19 protein-coding genes and 1 pseudogene are annotated in these 18592 nt (G+C 63.1%); 10 read left to right on the top strand and 10 right to left on the bottom strand.

What is annotated here, in order from left to right; genetic code table 11:
- The 4 genes from chrA to NKH89_RS09350 all read right to left on the bottom strand — a co-directional run bounded on the left by chrA (position 1) and on the right by NKH89_RS09350 (position 5695).
- On the bottom strand, positions 1 to 1389 hold the full coding sequence (chrA, locus tag NKH89_RS09335; RefSeq protein ID WP_352590780.1) for a chromate efflux transporter: 1389 nt from the start codon (positions 1387 to 1389) through the stop codon (positions 1 to 3).
- Complete coding sequence (locus NKH89_RS09340; protein ID WP_352815817.1) at positions 1386 to 2225, bottom strand: chromate resistance protein ChrB domain-containing protein; 840 nt, start codon at positions 2223 to 2225, stop codon at positions 1386 to 1388. Before NKH89_RS09340 ends, chrA begins: the two co-directional genes overlap by 4 nt.
- Positions 2226 to 2489: 264 nt before the next feature.
- The gene (locus NKH89_RS09345; protein ID WP_352908630.1) at positions 2490 to 4295 is read right to left on the bottom strand and encodes an IlvD/Edd family dehydratase; all 1806 of its coding nucleotides are present in this window, start codon (positions 4293 to 4295) and stop codon (positions 2490 to 2492) included.
- 227 nt (positions 4296 to 4522) lie between these two features.
- Positions 4523 to 5695, bottom strand: a complete 1173-nt coding sequence (locus tag NKH89_RS09350) for an Mrp/NBP35 family ATP-binding protein (protein WP_352483316.1) — start codon at positions 5693 to 5695, stop codon at positions 4523 to 4525.
- Between the two features lie 195 nt (positions 5696 to 5890).
- On the opposite strand from NKH89_RS09350, the gene NKH89_RS09355 reads away from it, so the two are divergent.
- On the top strand, positions 5891 to 6268 hold the full coding sequence (locus tag NKH89_RS09355) for a VOC family protein (protein ID WP_352483299.1): 378 nt from the start codon (positions 5891 to 5893) through the stop codon (positions 6266 to 6268).
- Between the two features lie 35 nt (positions 6269 to 6303).
- On the opposite strand, the gene NKH89_RS09360 is transcribed toward NKH89_RS09355, so the two are convergent.
- Both NKH89_RS09360 and NKH89_RS09365 read right to left on the bottom strand, forming a co-directional pair.
- Positions 6304 to 7308 carry an inorganic phosphate transporter gene (locus NKH89_RS09360; protein ID WP_352483300.1) on the bottom strand — a complete coding sequence of 335 codons (1005 nt, stop codon included), beginning with the start codon at positions 7306 to 7308 and terminating at the stop codon, positions 6304 to 6306.
- Positions 7308 to 7949: a DUF47 domain-containing protein gene (locus NKH89_RS09365; RefSeq protein ID WP_023717896.1), complete on the bottom strand. Its 642-nt coding sequence runs from the start codon at positions 7947 to 7949 to the stop codon at positions 7308 to 7310. The genes NKH89_RS09360 and NKH89_RS09365 overlap by 1 nt, the downstream gene beginning before the upstream one ends.
- Positions 7950 to 8143: 194 nt before the next feature.
- Between NKH89_RS09365 and NKH89_RS09370 the strand changes: the two genes are divergently transcribed.
- The 6 genes from NKH89_RS09370 (at position 8144) to NKH89_RS09395 (ending at position 15443) form a co-directional block, all read left to right on the top strand.
- A complete protein-coding gene (locus NKH89_RS09370; protein ID WP_023717897.1) occupies positions 8144 to 9043 on the top strand; it encodes a LysR family transcriptional regulator in 900 nt (299 codons plus the stop codon).
- A gap of 133 nt (positions 9044 to 9176) precedes the next feature.
- Positions 9177 to 9656, top strand: a complete 480-nt coding sequence (locus tag NKH89_RS09375; RefSeq protein ID WP_352908631.1) for a formate dehydrogenase subunit gamma — start codon at positions 9177 to 9179, stop codon at positions 9654 to 9656.
- Complete coding sequence (locus NKH89_RS09380; protein ID WP_352493732.1) at positions 9653 to 11209, top strand: formate dehydrogenase beta subunit; 1557 nt, start codon at positions 9653 to 9655, stop codon at positions 11207 to 11209. Before NKH89_RS09375 ends, NKH89_RS09380 begins: the two co-directional genes overlap by 4 nt.
- 12 nt (positions 11210 to 11221) lie before the next feature.
- Positions 11222 to 14134 carry a formate dehydrogenase subunit alpha gene (gene fdhF / locus NKH89_RS09385; RefSeq protein WP_352908632.1) on the top strand — a complete coding sequence of 971 codons (2913 nt, stop codon included), beginning with the start codon at positions 11222 to 11224 and terminating at the stop codon, positions 14132 to 14134.
- A gap of 183 nt (positions 14135 to 14317) precedes the next feature.
- Positions 14318 to 15145, top strand: coding sequence for a formate dehydrogenase accessory sulfurtransferase FdhD (fdhD, locus tag NKH89_RS09390; protein ID WP_023717901.1), 828 nt, complete (start codon positions 14318 to 14320; stop codon positions 15143 to 15145).
- The gene (locus NKH89_RS09395) at positions 15135 to 15443 is read left to right on the top strand and encodes a formate dehydrogenase subunit delta (RefSeq protein WP_352483304.1); all 309 of its coding nucleotides are present in this window, start codon (positions 15135 to 15137) and stop codon (positions 15441 to 15443) included. Before fdhD ends, NKH89_RS09395 begins: the two co-directional genes overlap by 11 nt.
- A gap of 26 nt (positions 15444 to 15469) precedes the next feature.
- On the opposite strand, the gene NKH89_RS09400 is transcribed toward NKH89_RS09395, so the two are convergent.
- From NKH89_RS09400 to NKH89_RS09410, 3 genes are all read right to left on the bottom strand, one after another.
- Positions 15470 to 15730, bottom strand: a complete 261-nt coding sequence (locus NKH89_RS09400) for a hypothetical protein (RefSeq protein ID WP_198030469.1) — start codon at positions 15728 to 15730, stop codon at positions 15470 to 15472.
- A 72-nt stretch (positions 15731 to 15802) separates the two neighbouring features.
- Positions 15803 to 16303, bottom strand: a complete 501-nt coding sequence (locus NKH89_RS09405; protein WP_352908634.1) for an MmcB family DNA repair protein — start codon at positions 16301 to 16303, stop codon at positions 15803 to 15805.
- An 827-nt stretch (positions 16304 to 17130) separates the two neighbouring features.
- Positions 17131 to 17430, bottom strand: coding sequence for a DUF1330 domain-containing protein (locus NKH89_RS09410; protein ID WP_023717905.1), 300 nt, complete (start codon positions 17428 to 17430; stop codon positions 17131 to 17133).
- Positions 17431 to 17582: 152 nt separating this feature from the next.
- Here NKH89_RS09410 and NKH89_RS09415 point away from each other — a divergent pair, with 152 nt between their 5' ends.
- The 3 genes from NKH89_RS09415 to NKH89_RS09425 all read left to right on the top strand — a co-directional run bounded on the left by NKH89_RS09415 (position 17583) and on the right by NKH89_RS09425 (position 18328).
- Positions 17583 to 17909 (top strand): GYD domain-containing protein, encoded by a 327-nt coding sequence (locus NKH89_RS09415; RefSeq protein WP_352483306.1) that lies wholly within the window; start codon positions 17583 to 17585, stop codon positions 17907 to 17909.
- A 164-nt stretch (positions 17910 to 18073) separates the two neighbouring features.
- A complete protein-coding gene (locus NKH89_RS09420) occupies positions 18074 to 18202 on the top strand; it encodes a hypothetical protein (RefSeq protein ID WP_352857156.1) in 129 nt (42 codons plus the stop codon).
- Positions 18203 to 18328, top strand: coding sequence for a hypothetical protein (locus tag NKH89_RS09425; protein WP_352483308.1), 126 nt, complete (start codon positions 18203 to 18205; stop codon positions 18326 to 18328).
- Between the two features lie 51 nt (positions 18329 to 18379).
- Here the strand turns inward: NKH89_RS09425 and NKH89_RS09430 are convergent.
- Positions 18380 to 18466 (bottom strand): annotated as a pseudogene (locus tag NKH89_RS09430) (MerR family DNA-binding transcriptional regulator); the annotation flags it as partial.
- Between the last annotated feature and the right edge of the window lie 126 nt (positions 18467 to 18592).

The raw sequence follows: 18592 nt of genomic DNA on the forward strand, positions 1-18592 counted from the left end.
TTAGCCGCTCGCCGCCAGCAACAAGACGCCGGCCAGCGCCGATCCGGCAAGCGTCGGCAGCATGCCGATTTTCAGCTTCAGAATGGCGATCATCGAGGCACAGGAAAGCAGCGCCGCGCGCCAGTCTATCGATGAAAGCACCGGCACGTCCATTCCAAGCCCGACATTGCGCACTTCGCCGAAGATGACGTGCAAGCCGAACCATAGAGCGAGATTCATGATGACGCCGACGACGGCGGCGGTGATTGCGCCGAGCGCCGCCGACAGCGCCTTGTTGCCGCGCAGCGCTTCGATGTAAGGCGCGCCAAGGAATATCCACAGGAAACATGGGGTAAACGTCGCCCACAGCGTGAACAGCCCGCCAAACAACCCGGCAAGCAGCGGCGCCAGCGAGCCCGACTGGCGGAAGGCGGCGACGAAGCCGACGAACTGCAAGACCAGGATGAGCGGGCCCGGCGTGGTTTCGGCAAGTCCGAGGCCGTCGACCATTTCACCGGGTGCCAGCCAGCCGAAGTACTCGACCGCTGCCTGCGCCACATAGGCAAGGGCCGCGTAGGCGCCGCCGAAGGTAACGACCGCCATGACACTGAAGAAGCCACCGATTTGCGTCCAGACGCTGGCCGAGCCGGTGACAGCCCAGACCAGCAGAACAGGCCCGAGCCAGATCGGCAGCCAGATCGCCAAGATGCGCGGCGCGTGCCATCGCGTCGGCCTGACGTGGGTCAGTTCACCGCGCTCGAACATCAGATCGACCGCGCCCTTGATCTCGGGAACATCGCCCTTGCCATGCGAAGCGCCGGAAAAAAATGCCGGCGCACTACGGTTGCCGATCCAGCCTGCCAGGCCGGCAAGCAGGACGATCAGCGGAAACGGCACGTTCAACGCGTAGATGGCGATGAAGGCGGCGAGTGCGATCGACACCATGACGGGGTTTTTCAGCGCGCGTCTGCCGATCCGGATCACCGCCTCGATGACAATGGCGAGCACGGTCGCCTTCACCCCGAAAAACAGCGCCGCGACGAGTGGTACATCGCCATAGAGCGCATAGAGGCTGCTCAGGACGAGCATGACAAGCGCGCCCGGCACGACGAAGAGAATGCCGGCAACAAGGCCGCCGACCGTTTTGTGCAGCAACCAGCCGATATAGATGGCAAGTTGCTGGGCCTCGGGGCCAGGCAGCAGCATGCAGTAGTTCAACGCATGCAGGAAACGCTGTTCGCCGATCCAGCGCCGTTCCTCGACCAATTCCTTGTGCATGAGTGCGATCTGCCCGGCCGGGCCGCCAAAGCTGAGCACGCCGATTTTCGCCCAGACTTTCACGGCCTGCCGGAAGCTCGGCACAACCGGCTCTTGGATCTCCGGCGGCTTTTTCGAAAGGACGGCGCTCACGAAGGTTTGCCCGCGCCGAGATTGCCCGTACCGGCGGCCGGCCAGTTATGCGTCTCCTCGGTGGCATCGCGGCACCAGCGGAAGAACGCATCGTAGAGCAGCATGCCGGCCTCGAGCTGTTCCAGGTCGTCGCGAAACATCCGCGACAGGCCAAGCGAGGCGGCCAGGAACCCGGCCGCCTGTGGGACAAGATCGAGGCTCGCAGTATCGGCGGCGCGTATGATCGTGGCGAGACGATCGAGCGCTTCGGATTTTAGTCCGAACTCCTCGATCATGGTGTCGAAGGTGCAGCGTTCGCCGCGGTGGCTCCAGAACACGTTCTCGATGTCGAAAGGCACGGCCTGAAAGCGATCGGCGACCGCCGCCACTTCGGCCGGCTCGACGAAGAGAAAGACCGCGTGAGGATCGATGAAGCGCCGAATCAGCCAGGGGCAGGCGATGCGGTCGACCTTCGGGCGCGTACGCGTCACCCAAACGGTGCGGCCCTTGGCATCGGCGGGCGGTATCTTGCCGGTGTGAACCAAAAGCCCCTTGGCATCGCGCCATGCCTCAAACCCGCCTTCGAGCGATTCGGCGGCAATGCCCTCGTGCCGCAGCCATGCGGCCACGCCTTGCGAGAGCTTTTTTCCCTGTTGGCAGACCACCGTCACTTGCTGGCCAGTGAATTCGCCAGCCCAGGTGGCCACAGTCTTGAAGTCACACCGGATTGAGCCCGGCAACAGGCGCGGATCGGCGTTGTAGTCATCATTGATGCGGACATCGATGATTGCGGGCGCACCCGGCAGCCCAATCAGACGAGACAGTTGCGATACAGTGATAGCGGTTGTTGACGGCATGGCGTCCACCTCCTTGAAAGAGAAGCTTGGACGCGAACGTTGGGCTGACGCCTCACGGGGTCGTCGCGATGCACCCCTTACGATGATCGTGGATTTGTCACGCCCGCTTGTCAAGCATTCCCGTTCTCGCGGGAGCAATCGCTTTTGACAAATGACCGCGTCCAACTCTGTGGCGGGCATTTCTCCCCGTTAGCGGGCTGTTAACGGGGAGAAATGAGGTGACCGTAACGCTGGCGACCTGACGGCTCGTGCGACGGACCCTGGTCAGTGATTGTCCCTCGGCACGCCGCTTGTATGAGCCACATCCTGGTACTTCACCGCCGGCTTCAGCACCATGCCTTCGGAAAACTGGTCGACCATGCCGCGCTGGATTTCCTGCCACGGCGTCTGGTGCTTCGGATAATGATAGCCGCCATTGTTCTGCAGCTCGGCGCGGCGCCGCGTGATCTCGTCGTCGCTGACGAGGATGTCGGCGGTACCCTTGCGCAGGTCGATGCGGACGCGATCGCCGGTCTTCAGCAGCGCCAAGCCGCCGCCGATGGCGGCTTCCGGCGAGGCGTTGAGGATCGACGGCGAGCCCGACGTGCCTGACTGACGCCCGTCGCCGATACAGGCCAGCGCGTGGATGCCCTTTTTGATCAGATAGGCAGGCGGCTGCATGTTGACGACTTCGGCGCCGCCGGGATAGCCGATCGGGCCGGCGCCGCGCATGAACAGGATGGTGTGCTCGTCGATGCCCTGTGCCGGGTCGTCGATACGGGCGTGATAATCCTCGGGGCCGTCGAAGACCATGGCGTTGCCCTCGAACGCTTCCGGGTCCTTCGGGTTCGACAGATAGCGTTCGCGGAATTCAGGCGAGATGCCGCTGGTCTTCATGATCGCCGAATCGAACAGATTGCCCTTGAGGTTGATGAAGCCGGCATTGGCTTTCAGCGGCTCGGCAACCGTGCGGATGACGTCGAGGTTCTCGTTCACGGCGCCGCCGCAATTGTGGCCGATGGTCTTGCCGTTAGCGGTCATGGCTTCCGGATAGGGCAGCATGCCGCCCTTCATCAGTTCGGCGATCACAGCCGGCACGCCGCCGGCATGGTGATAGTCCTCGCCGAGATATTCGCCGGTCGGCTGCAGATTGACGATGAGCGGAATGTTGAGGCCAACCTTCTGCCAATCGTTGTTGTCGAGCGGCACGCCGAGGTGGCGGGCGATGGCGTTGAGGTGGATCGGCGCATTGGTCGACCCGCCGATCGCCGAATTGACGACGATGGCGTTCTCGAAGGCCTTGCGGGTCATGATGTCGGAGGGCTTCAGATCCTCATGCACCATGTCGACGATGCGCTTTCCAGTGTCATAGGCGATCTGGCCGCGTTCGCGATAGGGGGCGGGGATTGCGGCCGAGCCCGGCAATTGCATGCCGAGCGCCTCGGCCAGCGAATTCATCGTGGTAGCGGTGCCCATCGTGTTGCAATAGCCGGTCGACGGCGCCGAGGAGGCGACGATGTCCATGAACTCGTCATAGCCGATCTCGCCGGCCGACAGGCGCTGGCGCGATTCCCAGACGATGGTGCCGGAGCCGGTGCGCTTGCCCTTGTGCCAGCCGTTGAGCATCGGGCCGACCGAAAGCGCGATAGCCGGAATGTTGACGGTAGCCGCGGCCATCAGCATGGCCGGCGTCGTCTTGTCGCAGCCGATGGTGAGCACCACGCCGTCGAGCGGATAGCCGTAGAGCACCTCGACCAGGCTGAGATAGGCAAGGTTGCGGTCGAGCGCAGCTGTCGGCCGCTTGCCGGTTTCCTGGATCGGGTGGCAAGGAAACTCGAAAGGAATGCCGCCCATCGAGACGATGCCCTCGCGCACGCGCTTGGCCAGTTCGATGTGATGGCGGTTGCAGGGCGACAGGTCCGAGCCGGTCTGGGCGATGCCGATCAGCGGCTTGCCGGACATCAGTTCGGCCCGCGTCAGCCCGTAATTCAGGTAGCGCTCCAGATAAAGTGCTGTCATGCCCGGATTGTCGGGATTGTCGAACCACTCTTGCGAGCGAAATTTTTTCTTGCTGGTGGGGGCGCCTGCCATCGTGGTCTCCGTATTTGTATGACAAATCGATATGACAACGCGCGGGAGCAGGCAAGGGGCACGCGCCATCCGAATCCGCACTTTGGTGCGATAGACACACATCTGCCTCCGCGCTAGACGGGATCGTGGTTTGTCAGTCCGCTATCCCGGAAAAGTTGGAGCGTGTCGCCGCGGACCCCGCCCGGTCCTTCGGGCCACCCTCCGCTCAAAGGGGAGGGATATCCGCATCACTCGAACACGATGCTCGGCACTGCAGCCTCGGCCGCGCCGCGCTCTTCATTGACGCGGTGCCAGACCTTGGCGGCGATGTCGCGATAGATTTTCGCCTCGGCGCTATCGGGCTTGGAGACCACCACCGGCGTGCCGGCATCGGAGCTTTCGCGGATGCCCATCTCGAGCGGCACTTCGCCAAGGAAGGTGACGCCGAGGCGCTCTGCCTCACGGCGCGCGCCGCCATGGCCGAAGATGTCGTAGCGTTTCCCCGTATCGGGGGCGAGAAAATAGCTCATGTTTTCGACGATGCCCAAAAGCGGCACGTCGACCTTTCTGAACATGTTGAGGCCTTTGCGCGCATCGATCAGGGCCAGGTCCTGTGGCGTCGAGACGATGACGGCGCCGGCCAGCGGCACCTGTTGGGCCATGGTCAGCTGGGCGTCGCCGGTGCCGGGCGGCATGTCGACGACGAGCACGTCGAGCGGTCCCCATTCGACCTCGCGCAGCATTTGCGTCAATGCCGACATCACCATCGGCCCGCGCCAGATCATCGGCGTCTCCTCATCGACGAGGAAGCCCATCGACATGACCTTGAGGCCATAGTTCTGCATCGGCTTCAGGATCTTGCCGTCGACGGTCTGCGGCCGGCCATGAATGTTGAGCAGACGTGGCATGGACGGGCCATAAATATCGGCATCGAGCACGCCGACCCGCAACCCGTTGGCGGCCAGGCCAAGGGCGATATTGACGGCGGTGGTCGACTTGCCGACGCCGCCCTTGCCGGAAGCAACAGCGATGATGGCGTCGATGCCTGGTACGCCGCGCTTGCCATGGCTGTGCGAGGCGGGCGCCTGCGGCGCGGGACGAGCAGGTGCGGCCGGCGGAGCGGGCCTCTGAGCCGGTCTTTGCGGAACCGGCGCCTCCATGCCGCCGCCCTTCTTTTCCGCCGTCAGCGCGACCACGGCGCCGGCGACACCGGGGATCGCCTTGACGACACGCTCGGCGGCCGCACGCAGCGGCTCCATCTCCTGGGCACGGGCGGCGGGAACGGTGATCGAGAAGAACACCTTGGCATCGGCAATGAAAATCTCGGAAACCATGCCGAGGTCGACGATATTGCCGGTGAAATCCGGCCCGTTGACCGTCTTCAGGCGTTCGATGACGATTTCCTTGGTGACGGACATCAGATCTTCCTTATGCAAGCTCGCGCCTGAGATAGTGCAGTTTCCGGAGAGAACCAAGTCGTGGAGCAACAGCCGGCCTGGTGTGCCCCGGAAAACGGACCGACGCAGTCGGATTTGCCTGATCGACGGTCGCCAACCATCCGTTACGACCTATCTGAGGGAGCAGCATGAGCACGACATCAAGGGAAGGAGACGATCATGCTCGCAAACAGCAACGCAACGGCCAATCTCGCAGTGAAGGACCTGGCCAGGGCCAGGGCTTTCTACGAAGGGACGCTCGGCCTGAAAGAGGTGCACAATGAAGGTGGCGAACTGATCGTCTATAAAAGCGGCGATACCAGCATCAACGTGTACCGTTCGAATTTCGCTGGGACCAACAAGGCGACGGCAGTGACCTGGACGGTCGGCGACGAGCTCGGCAAAATCGTTGAGGCGTTGAAATCGAAGGGCGTGGCCTTCGAGCATTACGACATGCCCGGCCTGACGCTGGAGGGTGACGTTCATGTCGGTCAGGGCATGAAGGTCGCATGGTTCAAGGATCCGGACGGCAACATCCTGAACCTTGTGGACAGGTAGATACGGCGTTCACGCACCGCCGCGCAGCGGTGCTGTCACCTTGCCAGGCCGACCGCGAGGTAGGTGAGAGCCGCAATCGCCGCGGTCGCCGGCAGGGTGATAATCCAGGCAACCACGATGTTGCCGGCAATGCCCCAGCGAACGGCTGAGACGCGGCGGGCGGCGCCGACGCCAATGATGGCGCCGGTGATCGTGTGCGTGGTCGATACGGGAATACCGAGCCAGGTGGCGGCGAACAGGGTGATCGCACCGCCGGTCTCGGCGCAGAAACCCTGCATCGGGTTCAGCCGGGTGATCTTCGATCCCATTGTGTGGACGATGCGCCAGCCGCCGAGCAACGTGCCCAGCGCCAGCGCCGACTGACAGGTGATGACGACCCACAGCGGCACGTAAAAATTCGCGCCGAGCATGCCTTGCGAATAGAGCAGCACGGCGATGATGCCCATGGTCTTCTGCGCGTCGTTGCCGCCATGGCCGAGCGAATAGAGCGAGGCGGAAAAGAACTGCATGACGCGGAAGGTGCTGTCGACGGCGAACGGCGTCTGCCGCACGAACAGCCAGGAGACCGCGAGGATCAAGACGAGCGCCAGCAGAAAGCCTGCCGCCGGCGACAGCACGATGGCCGCCGTCGTCTTGCCCAATCCGGCCCAGACGATGGCGCCGGTGCCGGCCTTGGCAACGCCGGCGCCGACCAAACCGCCGATCAGCGCGTGCGAGCTGCTGGACGGGATACCGACGAGCCAGGTGACGATATTCCAGACGATGGCGCCGACAAGTGCTGCGAAGATCACTGCCGGCGTGACGATGCTGGCGTCGATGATGCCGGTTCCCAGCGTCTCCGCCACGTGAAGACCGAAGAACATGAAGGCGATGAAATTGAAGAAAGCCGCCCAGAAAACCGCATAATGCGGCCTCAGCACCCGGGTGGAGACGATTGTCGCGATGGAGTTGGCGGCATCGTGCAGGCCGTTGAGGAAATCGAAGAACAGTGCGACGGCGACAAGGCCGACCAGCACCGGAAAGGCTATCGCGGCTTCCACTATACGTTCTCGATGACGATGCCGCTGATTTCGTTGGCGACGTCCTCGAAGCGGTCGACCACCTTTTCCAGCTGGCCGTAGATCTCGCTGCCGATCAGATAGGCCATCGGATCGCTGCGGCCGTGCCGCTTGAACAGGTCCTTCAGGCCCTGTTCGTGCAGGTCGTCGGCCCGGCCTTCGGCGCGCATGACCTCCTCGGCGATGGCGTTGAGGCGCACCGTATGCGCCCCGACCTTGCCGAGCAGTGGGATCGCCTCGGCCACCAACTTGGCGGCCTCGACGATGACGGCCCCCATTTCCTGCATCAGCGGGTCGAATTCCTTCTTTTCGAACAACCTTACCGTCTTGACGGTCTTGTGCATCATGTCGATGGCATCATCCATCGACTGGATCAGGTCCTTGATGTCGCCGCGATCGAAGGGCGTGATGAAGGAGCGGCGCACGGCCAGCAGAACTTCCGCGGTGATCTGATCGGCTTCGTCCTCGAGATCGATGATCGTCTGACACCAGCGGTCGATGTCGTTGCCCTGCAAAAGCTGCTGCAGTGCCTCAGCGCCGCCGACCACAGTGCGGGAATGCCGCTCGAACAGGTCGAAGAAGCGATCTTCGCGCGGCAAAAGCTTGCGGAACCAGCCCAGCATGTTTCGGTCTCCCGTCGTGTCCAGTCCACGACCCCGTCCCATCCACATAGCGCCGCGTTCCATCGCGGGAAACAGTAAGCCGGCTGAAAGATGTGGATGCGGGCGATTTGCACAGGCGGCTTGCGGCCGAAGGCGATTTCCCCGACCTTGCGCGCTAAGATCGGACATAGCGTCCGTGACAGGCTCCCGACGGCATGATCGACAAGCTGGAATTCTTCATAGCACTCGCCAGGGAAGAACATTTCGGCCGCGCGGCGGAGGTGTGCGGCGTCACCCAACCGACGCTTTCGGCCGGCATCAAGCAGCTGGAGGGCCAGCTCGGCGTGATGCTGGTGCTGCGCGGCTCGCGCTTCCAGGGGCTGACGCCGGAAGGCAAGCAGGTGCTGGTGTGGGCGCGCCGCATCGTCGGCGATAGCAGGACCATGCGCGAGGAGATGCGGGCGGCACGCCACGGCCTGTCAGGACGCATCCGCATCGCCGCGATCCCGACGGCCCTCGCCATGGTGGCGCGATTGACGACGCCGTTTCGGGCAAAGCATCCCGGCGTCACCTTCTCGGTGCTGTCGCGGACATCGATCGAGGTGCTGTCGCTGCTCGGCAATTTCGACATCGACGCCGGCATCACCTATCTCGACAACGAGCCGCTCGGACGCGTCACCAGCGTGCCGCTCTACGACGAGCGCTACCAGTTGATCACCGCTGTCGGGAACCCCTATTTCGACCGCGACAAAGTGACATGGGCGGAACTCTCCCAGCTGCCGCTCTGCCTGCTGACGCCGGACATGCAGAACCGCCGCATCATCGACCAGCATCTGGCCGAAGCCGGCGTGCAGGTGCGGCCGACACTGGAATCCAACTCGATGATCGTGCTGTTCTCGCATATCCGCACCGGCAAATGGTCGTCGATCATGCCGCTTAACCTTGCGGAAACGTTCGGCTTTTCCGAGCCGATCCGGGCTATCCCGATCGTCGAGCCGGATGCCAGCCACACCGTCGGGCTGGTGGCGGCGCCGCGCGAACCGCACACGCCGCTGGTCTCGGCGCTGTTGGACGAGGCAATGGCGCTGGCGGACGATTTCCGCGCCCGCCGCTAGGCTAGACAATGCTGGTGATCGAGATCGATAGAAAATTTCTATCGAGCAACGGATCGGCTTTATTGATTTAGCGGGTTTCCTCTGATTTCCTAAGCACTTAGCGGAAGACCGCCACGACCAGGGAGGGCGCTGCATGACGATGCAGCCTGCAAGTACCGAGATCGCATCGCGCACGGCGGCGATCATCCACGAGCTGAAAGGCCTCGAAGGCCCGCTGCTGCCGATCCTGCACGGCATACAGGAAGAGTTCGGCTATGTGCCGCAGGACGCGCTGCCGGTGATTGCCGAGGCGCTGAACATCTCCAGGGCCGAGGTGCATGGCGTCGTCACCTTCTATCACGATTATCGCAGCCAGCCGGCCGGCCGGCATGTGCTGAAGCTCTGCCAGGCGGAAGCCTGCCAGTCGATGGGCTCGGATGCGATTGCCGCCAAGCTCAAATCAATGCTGGGCATCGGTTTCCACGAGACAAGCCGCGACGGTTCGGTGACGCTGGAGCCGGTCTATTGCCTTGGCCTTTGCGCCTGCTCGCCATCGGCGATGCTGGACGGCGAGGTGATCGGGCGGCTCGACGACGAAAAGCTCAATGAAATCGTTGCCGAGGTGCGCTCATGATCCCGCGTATCTATATTCCCGGCGATTCCGGCGCGCTGGCGCTGGGTGCGGAAAGGGTCGCCAAGGCGGTTCGGGCGGAGTTGGCCGAGCGCGGCATCGAGGCCAAGATCGTGCGCAACGGCTCGCGCGGCGCCTATTTCCTCGAGCCGATGGTCGAAGTGGCGACGGCCAATGGCCGCGTCGCCTATGGGCCGGTGAAGCCATCCGACGTCAAAAGCCTGTTCGACTGCGGCTTCCTCACCGGTGGCCATCACAAGCGCTGGCTGGGCGCACCGGACAAGATCCCGTTCCTGGCCAAACAGACGCGGCTGACCTTTGCACGTTGCGGCGTCACCGATCCGCTGTCGCTCGATCACTACAAGGCGCATGGCGGGCTGAACGGCCTGCAGAATGCGGTGGCGATGACACCGGCCGACATCGTCAAGCAGGTGACCGAGTCCGGGCTGCGCGGTCGTGGCGGCGCCGGCTTCCCGACCGGCATCAAATGGAAGACGGTCCTCGATACGTCGGCCGACCGCAAATACATCGTCTGCAATGCCGATGAAGGCGATTCCGGTACGTTCGCCGACCGCATGATCATGGAAGGCGACCCCTTCGTGCTGATCGAAGGCATGGCGATCGCCGGCATCGCCACCGGCGCGACCAAGGGCTTCATCTATATCCGCTCGGAATATCCGCATGCGGTGGCGGTGATGCAGAAGGCCGTCGAGATCGCCCGCAGGGCCGGCGTGCTCGGCGTCAATGTGCTCGGGTCACCCAATTCATTCGACATGGAAGTGCGCGTCGGCGCCGGCGCCTATGTCTGCGGCGAGGAGACCGCCCTGCTCGACAGCCTCGAAGGCAAGCGCGGACAGGTGCGGGCCAAGCCGCCGCTGCCGGCGCATAAGGGCCTGTTCGGCAAGCCGACGGTGATCAACAACGTCATTTCGCTGGCCTCGGTACCGGTGATCATGGACAAGGGTGCCGCCTTCTACAAGGATTTCGGCATGGGCCGTTCGCGCGGCACCATCCCGATCCAGATCGCCGGCAACGTCAAATATGCTGGTCTCTACGAGGCGGCGTTCGGCATGACTGTGGGCGAGATCGTCGACGATATCGGTGGCGGCACGGCAACGGGTCGCCCAGTCAAAGCGGTGCAGGTGGGTGGCCCACTCGGCGCCTATTTCCCGCGCGCCCTGTTCGACACGCCGTTCGACTACGAGGCGTTCGCGGCCAAGGACGGGCTGATCGGCCACGCCGGCATCGTCGTTTTCGACGACAGCGCCGACATGCTGAAGCAGGCGCGCTTCGCCATGGAATTCTGCGCCATCGAGAGCTGCGGCAAGTGCACGCCCTGCCGCATCGGCTCGACGCGCGGCGTCGAGGTGCTGGACCGGCTCGCTGAGAACATCGAACCGGAAAAGCAGATCGCGCTGGTCACCGACCTTTGCAACACGATGAAGTTCGGCTCGCTTTGCGCTCTCGGCGGCTTCACCCCATATCCGGTGATGAGTGCACTCAACCATTTTCCGGACGACTTTCGGCCGACGCCGGTCGCCGAAGCAGCGGAATAGGAGCGGACAGGCATGAACGCGGCATTAGACATCAAATCGCTGGTCCAGGAAATCGACTACGGCACACCCGCCTCCGAAGCGGAACAGCAGGTGACGCTGACCGTCGACGGCAAGCCGGTGACGGTGCCGGCGGGTACGTCGATCATGCGCGCTTCGATGGAAGCGGGCGTCGAAATCCCGAAACTGTGCGCAACCGACATGCTGGACTCGTTCGGCTCCTGCCGGGTCTGCCTCGTCGAGATCGACGGGCGCGGCGGCACGCCGGCCTCGTGCACGACGCCGGTTGGCGAAGGCATGGTCGTGCATACCCAGAGCGACCGGCTGAACGCCATTCGTCGCGGCGTGATGGAGCTCTATGTCTCTGACCATCCGGCTGCGTGGGGCGAGACGGCCGGCACCGGCGCCAGCGAGTTCGACAAGGTCGTCAGGACGGTCGGCCTGACCGAGAACCGCTATGGCGTGGACGGCCGCAACCACGTCGAGCAAGAAAACGGCGTGGCGCCCGGCCATGGCTCGCTGACCATCGACTACATCGCCCGCGATGAATCGAACCCCTATTTCACCTATGATCCGGCGCAATGCATCGTCTGCTCGCGCTGCGTGCGCGCCTGCGAAGAGGTGCAAGGCACGTTCGCGCTGACCATCGAGGGCCGCGGCTTCGAATCCAGGGTCTCGGCCGGCATGCACGAGGCGTTCGTCGATTCCGAATGCGTGTCGTGCGGGGCCTGCGTGCAGGCCTGCCCGACCGATGCGCTGAGGGAGAAAACCGTGCTGGCGAAAGGCCTGCCCGAGCGCTCGACCGTCACCACCTGCGCCTATTGCGGCGTCGGCTGCTCATTCAAGGCCGAGGTCAAGGGCGACGAGGTCATTCGCATGATGCCCTACAAGGCAGGCAAGGCCAACCACGGCCACTCCTGCGTCAAGGGCCGCTTCGCCTATGGCTATGCGACACACAAGGACCGTATCCTGAAGCCGATGATCCGCGAGCGGGTCAGCGATCCGTGGCGCGAAGTGTCGTGGGAAGAGGCGCTCACCCATACGGCGAATGAATTCCGCCGCATCCAGTACCAGTACGGCCGCACGTCGATCGGCGGCATCACCTCGTCGCGCTGCACCAACGAGGAGACCTACCTCGTCCAGAAGCTGGTCCGGCAGGGCTTCCGCAACAACAATGTCGATACCTGCGCCCGCGTCTGCCATTCGCCGACCGGCTATGGCCTGGGCCAGACCTTCGGTACCTCCGCCGGCACGCAGGATTTCGATTCGATCGAGCAGACGGACGTCATCCTGCTGATCGGCGCCAATCCGACCGATGCGCATCCGGTGTTCGCCTCGCGTATGAAAAAGCGCATGCGCCAGGGCGCCAAGCTGATCGTGCTCGATCCGCGCCGCACCGATATCGTGCGCTCGGCCCATGTCGAAGCGCAGTTCCATCTGCCGCTGAAGCCGGGCACCAACGTCGCCATGCTGACCGCACTTGCCCATGTCATCGTCACCGAAGGCCTGTTCGACGAGGCGTTCATCCGCGAGCGCTGCGACTGGGACGAGTTCCAGGACTGGGCATCGTTCGTGGCACTGCCGGAAAACAGCCCGGAGGTCGTCGGTCAGCTCGCCAATGTCGATCCCGACGACATACGCGGCGCGGCGCGGCTCTATGCGCGCGGCGGCAACGGCGCGATCTATTACGGCCTCGGCGTGACCGAGCACAGCCAGGGCTCGACCACCGTCATCGCCATTGCCAACCTCGCCATGGCGACCGGCAATATCGGCCGGCCGGGCGTCGGCGTGAATCCGCTGCGCGGCCAGAACAATGTGCAGGGCTCCTGCGACATGGGTTCGTTCCCGCACGAACTTCCCGGCTACCGCCACATTTCGGGCGACGCGGTGCGCGCCATCTATGAGAGCCTGTGGGGCGTCAAGCTCGACGACGAGCCCGGCCTGCGCATCCCCAATATGCTGGACGCGGCCGTCGACGGCTCGTTCAAGGGGCTCTATGTACAGGGCGAGGACATCCTGCAGTCGGACCCCGACACCAAGCATGTCGCCGCGGGTCTCGCCGCGATGGAATGTGTCGTCGTGCACGACCTCTTCCTCAACGAGACGGCCAACTACGCGCATGTGTTCCTGCCCGGCTCGACCTTCCTCGAGAAGGACGGCACCTTCACCAATGCCGAGCGCCGCATCAACATGGTGCGCAAGGTGATGGAGCCGAAATGCGGCTATGCCGACTGGGAGACGACGCAGGAGCTCGCCAAGGCGCTCGGCCTCGGCTGGAACTACACGCATCCCTCCGAGATCATGGACGAGATCGCCAAGACGACGCCGAGCTTCTCCGGCGTTTCCTTCGACCTTCTCGACCGGGTGGGCTCGGTGCAGTGGCCCTGCAACGAGAAGTCGCCGGAAGGCACGCCGATCATGCATATTGGCGGCTTCGTGCGCGGCAAGGGCAAGTTCATCCGCACCGAATATGTCGCGACCGACGAGAGGACCGGGCCGCGCTTCCCGCTGCTGCTGACCACCGGCCGCATCCTGTCGCAGTATAATGTCGGCGCGCAGACCAGGCGCACCGACAACGTCGTGTGGCACAGCGAGGATCGGCTGGAGATCCATCCGCATGATGCCGAAAATCGCGGCCTGCGCGATGGCGACTGGGTGCGGCTGACCAGCCGCTCGGGCGAGACGACGCTGCGCGCGCTGATCACCGACCGGGTGTCGCCGGGCGTCGTCTATACGACCTTCCACCATCCCGATACCCAGGCCAACGTCATCACCACCGACTTCTCCGACTGGGCGACCAACTGCCCGGAATACAAGGTGACCGCGGTGCAGGTGGGTGCATCCAACGGCCCGTCGGAATGGCAGCGCGACTATGACGAGCAGGCAAAGCAAAGCCGCCGCATCGCCTCGCTGCAAGCAGCGGAGTAGCGTTTTGGCGTCGTGCCGGAGCACCCCCCTCTGGCCTACCGGCCATCTCCCCCTCAAGGGAGGAGATTGGATGTCATCTCGGCTTTCGCCAATCACCAGCGTCGAAGGGTGCCTTACGTCTGAACTGCCAATCTCCCCCCTTGAGGGGGAGATGGCCGGTAGGCCAGAGGGGGGTGCCGCGTGATGCCCAAACGTCGTGCTGTCACCCAGATCAGCCGCCTCGCGCGCCGCGCCGGCGGCACCGCGGCCGCCAACCGCATGGTGCCGGAAGAGACGCCGGTAGCATTCTCCTTTGCCGGCACCACGCATGCGGTGATGATGGCAAGCCCGGCCGATTTCGAGGATTTCGCGCTCGGCTTCTCGCTGACCGAAGGCATCATTGCCTCGCCAGACGAAATCGAAGCCATCGAGGTCGAGGATCACGGCGCCGGCATCGATATCCAGATCCGGCTGAAGGACCAGGCCAACACCCGTTTCGAGGCGCGTCGCAGACGGCTCGCCGGCCCGGTCGGCTGCGGGCTGTGCGGCATCGAATCGATCGAGGAAGCGATGCGCTCGGTCGATCCGGTCGGTGCGTCGAAACTTACACTTCAGGCCGATGACATCGTCCGCTCGGTCAAGCTTTTGTCGAAGGTGCAGCCGCTGCACGCCGAGACCGGCGCGGTCCACGCCGCCGGTTTTTACCTCCCCGGCAAGGGCATCGTCATGGCGCGCGAGGATGTCGGCCGTCACAATGCGCTGGACAAGCTGGCCGGCGCGCTGGCCAAAGCCGGTATCGACGGCAGGTCGGGGGCCGTCGTCGTGACGTCGCGCGTTTCGGTCGAGATGGTGCAGAAGACCGCGGCGATCGGTGCTGCCTTCATCATCGCCGTCTCGGCGCCGACGGCACTTGCCATCCGCACCGCAGACGACGCCGGCATGACGCTGGTGGCGCTGGTGCGCGGCGATGATTTCGATATTTTCACCCATCCTGACCGCGTGGTTTCCGGAGTTGCCAAGCATGTCGCATGACGAAGGCCACCTCATGAGCACCAGCGAAAAGCTGGTTCGCATGGCCAACCAGATCGCTGCCTTTTTCCACTCCAAGCCGCGCGAGCAAGGCATTGCCGGCGTCGCCGAGCACATCAACAAGTTCTGGGAGCCGAGGATGCGCCGGCAATTGTTCGAGATGCTCGACAGCGGCGGCGAAGGCTTCAACGAGCTTGTCGTCGCGGCCGCCCCACACATCAAGCGGCCGGGCGCGCCGGAGGGCGCAGGTTTTAGCGTCGGCGGAGCGAGCACCGAGACTACGGCTGCGTCACAGAAGTAGGCGCCGCGGGCCTACATTCACACCCTCTAAGGTTTCATCTGCCGCAAGTCTCGCGGCTCTGCTATGATCCGGCGATAAGAAATCGTCGGGTCGGGCGGACAAACCTCGTGAGGCCGATCGAAACTCGCTACGCGCTCAGCGGCGACGTGCGGATCGCCTATCAGGTGGTCGGCCAGGGATCGCTCGATCTCGTCTTCGTGCCGGGTTTCATTTCCAATCTCGACCTGCACTGGGAAGACGAAGGCTACAGCCGGCTGTTGGCGTTCCTTGCGGAACACCGCAGTCATACATCGTCTCTTATGCAAGGTGGCGGCAGCCGGGGCAGCGCAAGCCTCCATGACTACGGAGAGGGAAACCCCCTACTCACTCTCACCCTCCAGCGCCGGCACCGACACCCCGGCAAGCTCCGCCGCCAGCAACCGCGCGGCACCGGCGCGCGCGATCCTCAGCATCAGCGCCTTGCGCGTCGCCGCCGCCATCCGGTGCTCGGGCGCATCGCGCAGGACCTCGGCACCATAGCCGTCGGAGAGAATGAAGCCGCACTCTTCCGGAAAGATCTCCGCGGGCACGCCGGGATGGGTGGCGAAGAAGAAGCGGTCGGAATGCAGCCGGTAGTCCGGCCATTTGCGGTCGACCCTGAAATCCTCGATCGAGGATTTGATCTCGATGATCCAGATATCGCCCTGGCGGGTCAGCGCTACGAGATCGGCGCGGCGCCCGGTGGCCAGCGACAGTTCGGGCAAGACATGCGCGCCCATCTGCTTGAGCAGCCGCTGCACGCCACGCCTGACCAGCATGGCACGCTCCGACTGGCGACCGTCGATCAGCGGGTTAAGGGGTAGAGGTGAGATGATAGGCATGGCCGCACCATGTCAGATTTTGTTCACGGTTTGAACCCGGTTTTTTGGGGCGATTATCTGGTTTGACAAACCCAACCAGAACGGGACACCGCCGGTGCAGAACCCTGAAGCGCAAGCGGCCCACAGTGGGTGTTTTCCTACGGGTATTTACTGCCTGCAAGCTGTCTGGCACGACCCTCGGCAGTGGTTGCCTTGCGGGTTAGTGGGCCGCACATTACCCTTTCTCCACCTGGTGTGTTTATATAATAAGCACGCACACAGTATTTATTTGGAGTGTCCGGAAGACAAAGTTCACGCTTGTGGCCTGACCCCGGCTCAACATAGATTCTACAGGTTTTTTTACTCGTGTCATAAGGAACGTTCGCCTGGCTAGTGCATGCCGATGCACTGACGGCAATGGCTATAACGATGGCTATGCGGATCATGTTTTCCCCCAACACAACCGCATTTGAATCATGTTTTGTCGCCGCTGCCAAGGCGGGTTGCCAACCAGATAATCGCCTTTGTGCTGGGGCCAGTGCTGGTCTAGGAGCTCTTGTCTGTCGGATTAAGCCACTCACGCGCCTTCCGGTTTTTCAAATCAAATCGGTATAAGGAACAGGCGAGCACCGCTGGAAGACCAATGCCTCCGACAATAACCAGCGCGACAGGGCCAAACCAGCGGTAGGCTAGAACCCCAACCAAACTGAGGATCATGGCTCCAATGAAACTACTAATAGGCGCGGGCGTCACGGCTGATTTGTAGCGGAGCTTTGGTCAGCGGTCATCCGGGTTTGTCAAATATATAGCCGCCTTCTGGGCGGCTATTATCTGGTTGACAACCCCCTCTAACTAACCGGCATCATGCCCTCGAGAGCAATGATCCTCGTCTTTGCACAGCGTTCGCGGATGGCTTTGAGGCGGCCGTATTCCGGAGAGTCGTACCATGCGAGGAGCGAGGCCATGTCGGGAAATTCGACGATGACAAGGCGATGAGGCTCCCAGTCGCCTTCCAGCACTTTGGTGGCTCCGCCACGAGCGATGTACCTTCCCCCGTAGCGGGCTTCGGTTGCAGGCACGTCCCGGCGGTATTCCTCGAAAACGGCGGCGTCGGTTATGTCGACATCGGCAATAAGATAGGCTGCCATTGACCTTACTCCCCTTGGGAAAGGCATTGAAGCAGGTCCATTAGCGGTCCCGCAACTAAGCCAGCGGTACTACGCCTCGGAAACGACTCGCGTTCTCCCGGATTGGGGCGCTTTACTACATTCGTGGGGGTAGCTCTGGGAGGAGACGAACCATGCCGATGTATCTCACGCGATTCAGCTACAGGCCCGAAACCTGGGCGCGCTTGATGGACAACCCCGAGGACAGACGCGAGGCTGCCCGTTCCTACATCGAGTCGGTGGGCGGAAAGCTGCACGGGTTCTGGTACGCCTTTGGAGAGCATGACGGCTGGAATCTGTGGGAGGCGCCGGACAACGTCTCCATGGCATCGGTCATGCTTGCCATTGGTGCGGGAGGCGCGCTCAGCTCCTACGAGACCACCGTGCTGCTAAGTGTCGAAGAGACGATGGAAGCGCTTGGCAGGGCGAAGTCGATCCGGTATCGCCCACCGGGATCGTGACGGCCGCCCGTGCTTCGCGGAGTGTCGAAGGCTAGGTAACGCTTGCTGTCGAACGGCGCACGCTCCTAAACTTTTGCGCAAAAAAAATGTCCGCTGCACCCTCTTGGCAGCGCCGGCAGCTTGCGCTTTCAATGTCGGCCACGGTATTTTACGAGGAGCATTAGATGACGGACGATGACGGACGCAAATCGGCGACACCGGAGGAAATCCGCTCGGCCATCAGAGGCTGGGCGGTGCTTGGGGCAATCATCGTTGCCGTGTTTGGTGCCGCCTACGTCATGATCGATAGTTGAATGGCCGACGATCCTGGTCGCCCCGATGGACTGCCTGAAAAGATCGGCACGGTCCTTGGTGCAGTGGTGGTGATCGGCACGTTCGGGCTTCTGGCTTGGACGGTGCTTCGCGGCGTTCTTTATTGAACCGGCCTATTGAACCAGGCTTGTCAGGATTATCTCCTGCAGCGGCCGCGTCTCAGGCGAGATCAGGCCGATCTCCTCGTAGTAACGGATGGCCTTGGCCGGCAGGCCAGAGCGCCAGCCAGCGTCACCGACATTCATGGTGATTCCCCGTCTCGGGGTTCTTGTTCTTGGCCCATTGATTTTGCAGCATAATCCTGCGGGGGCTGTTGCCGAAATGCCATAGTCGCAGGTTTACCAGCACGCAAGTCCAAGGATATAGGCATC

Source organism: Mesorhizobium sp. M0923 (genome assembly GCF_040319365.1).
Taxonomy (GTDB): Bacteria; Pseudomonadota; Alphaproteobacteria; order Rhizobiales; family Rhizobiaceae; genus Mesorhizobium.